The sequence below is a fragment of the Streptomyces sp. genome (assembly GCF_031178505.1).
Taxonomy (GTDB): Bacteria; Actinomycetota; Actinomycetes; order Streptomycetales; family Streptomycetaceae; genus Streptomyces; species Streptomyces gulbargensis.
On the sequence record NZ_JAPSIW010000728.1, the window covers coordinates 1 to 3,490 of the forward strand.

Consider the following 3,490-nt stretch of genomic DNA (forward strand, 5'->3'; position numbering starts at 1 on the left):
GTCGCCGTGGAACCGGCGGCGATCGCGGCGGCCGAGGAGCGGGGGCTCAACCGGCTGTACGTCGTCCTGACCCGGGCGGTGTCGCGGCTGGACGTGGTGCACGGGAGGCCGCTGCCGTTCTGACCGTCGCGGTCAGGACAGCGGGCCGCCCGGGGAGAGGGCCGGCTCGGCGAAGCGGTCGCCGACGCGCAGGTGGGTGACGGTGTTCCGGGTGGAGGCCGTCGGGCAGCGGGAGTTCGGCGTGGTCGGCCTCGCCGTACAGGGTGCGGCCGTCGAGGTGGCGCGGGTGCGGGTCGTCGGCCGAGCGGTCGCGGACGATGCGGGCGAGTTCCTCGCGGATGACGGCGAGGGTGAGCTTTCCGGCGGCGACCTCGGCGGGGTCGCCGGCGGCGTGGGAACCGAGGCGGCCCTCGGCGAGCGCGGCGGGGTCGAAGGCGGTGGGGCCGGGGGTGTCCTCGTGGAGGGGCAGTGGAGGGGGGAGTTCACCGGGCAAGTGCCGCTGGAACCGGGGGCGGGCGAGCCGGACCGTCGGCCGCGGCGAGGTGGGGGTGGCCGTGCCGGCGGATCCGGCCGGGGCACCCCTTCCGCGTTCTCCGGGGCGGCGGGGTGGCGCGTACTGGCTAATGGCATTAGCCTAAGGGGTATGGGTAATAGCGAAGGTGTGGGCGAGACCGCGTTCCTCGACGTCGACGGCGGGCGGCTGGCGTACGAGGTGTCCGGCGGGGGACCGCTGGTCGTCCTCGCGCACGGCATGGGGGACAACCGGGCGGCCTTCCGGGAGGTGGCCGCGCGGCTGGTCGCGGGCGGGTACCGGGTCGCCGCGATGGATCTGCGGGGGCACGGTGAGTCCAGCACCGGCTGGGCGTCGTACACCCGTACCGACACGGCTCGCGACGTCCTCGCCCTGATCCGGCACCTGGGCGGTCCCGCCGTCGTCATCGGGCACTCCTTCGGCGGCGGTGCCGCCACCATCGCCGCGGCCGAGGAGCCCGGGCTGGTCGACGGCCTCGTCGAGGTCAGCCCGTTCACCCGCCCGCAGAAGGCCGACGTCCGCGCGCTCCTCTCGAACGCCCGTTACCGCAAGGGCATGGCCCTGCTGATGGGCGCCGGCCTGCTGCGCAGCGTGGGGCTGTGGAAGCGCTACCTCCGCCACGCCCGCCCGGGCGCCGGGCACGCGGGGTTCGACGCGCACCTCGCCGCGCTGGAGGCGGACCTGCGCAGGCCCGGCCGGATGGCCGTGCTCGGAAAGTACGGCATGGCCTCGCCCGCCGACGCCGGGGCCCGGCTCGCCGACGTCCGCTGCCCCGCCCTGGTGGTCATGGGCACGCTCGATCCCGACTGGCCCGACCCCCGGGCGGAGGGCGAGGGCATCGTGGCCGCCCTGCCGGCCGGGCTGGGCCGCCTGGCGCTGATCGAGGGCGCGGGCCACTACTCCCACACCCAGCTCCCCGACACGGTCGCCGCGCTCGCCCTGGACTTCCTGGCGGAGGTGCGGCGTGGCTAGGGCGGCGCTGTCCCCGGGCGCGGTCGTGGACGTCGCCCTCGCGATCCTCGACGAGAGGGGACCCGAGGCACTCACGCTCGCGGCGGTGTCCGCCCGGGCGGGGGTGGCCACTCCGTCCCTGTACAAGCACGTGCGCAACCTCGCCGAACTGCGCGCCCTGGTCTCCGCCCGCGTCATCGGCGACCTCGCCGACCAGGTCGGGGAGGCGGTCCTCGGCCGTTCGGCCGACGACGCGATCCGCGCGCTGATGACGGCCTGGCGGTGCTACGTGCGGCAGCACCCGAACCGCTACCTGGCCACCCTCCAGAGCCCGGACCCGCGCACCGCCCGGGCCGGCGAGCGGCTGATCGGCATCATCGCCGCCGCCCTGCGCGCCTACGGCCTGGAGGACTCCGCCGCCGTCCACGCCGTCCGCTGCCTGCGCGCGGCCGTCCACGGGTTCGCCGTACTGGAGGTCCAGGGCGGCTTCGGACTCCCCGAGGACGCGGACGACAGCTACGACCTGCTGGTCCGGATGCTGACGGCGGGACTGCGCGCGCCGGGAGCGGTCGGCCGGTCCGGCGGGGGCGGCTAGTCCGTGGTCCGGCCGCACAGCGCGAGGTCGGTGAGCCGCTGGACGGCGCGCTCGGCGCGCAGCAGTTGCTCGTCGCCGGGGGTCTTGCCGCTGGCCACGATGACGACGGAGCGCTGTCCGTCCTCGGTGAACCCCGTACGGACCGTGCCGCCCTCCAGGTCGCCGCCGTGGCCCCAGCGGTGGCCGCCGCAGGCCAGTGGCTGCCGCATCAGCCCCAGCCCGTACTCCAGTTCGGGGAAGGCCTGCCGGATCTCGGCACTGGCCGGGACCGTGCGGCGCATCCGCGCGAGCTGCTCCGGTGGCAGCAGCCGTCCGTCGAACAGCGCGGTGAAGAACGTGTCCAGGTCGCGGTGCCCGCTGATGAGCGACCCGGCGGCGTTCGCCATGGACATGTTGCGTTCGGTCGTGTCGGTCCAGCCGGTGGACCCGGGGAAGCGCTGGTACGTGTGGGCGTGCGGACCGAGGGGACGGGGGTCGTCGCCCGGTTCGTAGGTGTCGCGCAGCCCCAGCGGCCGGATGATCCGGTCCCGTACCTCCTGCGCCCAGGACCGTCCGGTGACCTTCTGGACGACCATCCCGGCGAGGATGTAGTTGGGGTTGGAGTAGTTCCAGTCCGGCTCCGGGTCGTCCGGGGCGGCGGGCGGGAAGTCGGGGGCGTGTTCCATCGCCCGGGCGACGGTGTCCTCGGCGCCGACGTGGTCGAACCTGGTCCGCTCGAAGTCCGCGGCCGAGGTTCCCGTGTCCTCGGTCCAGTCGTAGTTGTGGATGCCGCTGGTGTGCTGGAGGAGGTTGCGCAGGGTGATGCGGCCGCCGTCGTTGCCGTTGCCGCTGACGACGCCGGGCAGCCACCGGTCGACGGTGTCGTCCAGGGACAGTCGTCCCTCGGCGGCCAGTTGCAGGACGACCGTCGCGGTGAAGGCCTTGGTGACGCTGGCGGCGCGGAAACGCTCGCCCCGGGCCACCGGCCGGCCGCCGCCCAGCTCGGCCTCCCCGGCACTGGCCCGGATCCGGCGCCGGCCGTCGCGTACCTCCACGGAGGCGCCGACGTACCCGGCCTCCTTCAGTGTCCTCTCCAGCTCCCGTCGCAACTCAACCCGGGTGAGCGGCATACGCGCCGCGCCGCCGTCGGCCGACGCCGCGGCCGGTGACGTCAGGGCGCCCGCCAGCACCGCCGCGCTGACGGTCACCGCGGCGGCCAGGCGCGCGTATGAGCTTCGCTTCGTAGCCATGCGTCCACTGTGTCCGGGCCGGCCGGCCGACACCATGCGGCTGACCTCCGTGACGCGGTGGGGTGAACCGTACCTACCGGCCCGGCCGGCCTCAGCCCTTGACGGCCTCCGCGATGCACTGGGCGGCCTCGGCCGGGGTGAGCCGCGTGGTGTCGACCACCTCGGCCTCGGCGTGCAGCCAGG

At 75.1% G+C, this 3,490-nt stretch carries 3 protein-coding genes and 2 pseudogenes; 2 read left to right on the top strand and 3 right to left on the bottom strand.

What is annotated here, in order from left to right:
* Positions 1–132: 132 nt before the first annotated feature.
* Positions 133–466: pseudogene (locus RIF68_RS31255) on the bottom strand (lipase); the annotation flags it as partial.
* A gap of 177 nt (positions 467–643) precedes the next feature.
* Between RIF68_RS31255 and RIF68_RS31260 the strand changes: the two are divergent.
* Both RIF68_RS31260 and RIF68_RS31265 read left to right on the top strand, forming a co-directional pair.
* Positions 644–1,504, top strand: a complete 861-nt coding sequence (locus tag RIF68_RS31260; RefSeq protein WP_309054636.1) for an alpha/beta hydrolase — start codon at positions 644–646, stop codon at positions 1,502–1,504.
* On the top strand, positions 1,497–2,078 hold the full coding sequence (locus RIF68_RS31265; protein WP_309054637.1) for a WHG domain-containing protein: 582 nt from the start codon (positions 1,497–1,499) through the stop codon (positions 2,076–2,078). Before RIF68_RS31260 ends, RIF68_RS31265 begins: the two co-directional genes overlap by 8 nt.
* Here RIF68_RS31265 and RIF68_RS31270 read toward each other — a convergent pair.
* Together RIF68_RS31270 and RIF68_RS31275 are read right to left on the bottom strand one after the other, a co-directional pair.
* Positions 2,075–3,307: a serine hydrolase domain-containing protein gene (locus tag RIF68_RS31270; protein ID WP_309054638.1), complete on the bottom strand. Its 1,233-nt coding sequence runs from the start codon at positions 3,305–3,307 to the stop codon at positions 2,075–2,077. The genes RIF68_RS31265 and RIF68_RS31270 overlap by 4 nt on opposite strands.
* Positions 3,308–3,398: 91 nt before the next feature.
* A pseudogene (locus tag RIF68_RS31275) lies at positions 3,399–3,490 on the bottom strand (ATP-binding protein); the annotation flags it as partial.

Bases quoted from the DNA above. Each gene is read 5' to 3' on its own strand.
- RIF68_RS31260 (WP_309054636.1), top strand. From the start codon at position 644: ATGGGTAATAGCGAAGGTGTGGGCGAGACCGCGTTCCTCGACGTCGAC.
- RIF68_RS31270 (WP_309054638.1), bottom strand. From the start codon at position 3,307: ATGGCTACGAAGCGAAGCTCATACGCGCGCCTGGCCGCCGCGGTGACC.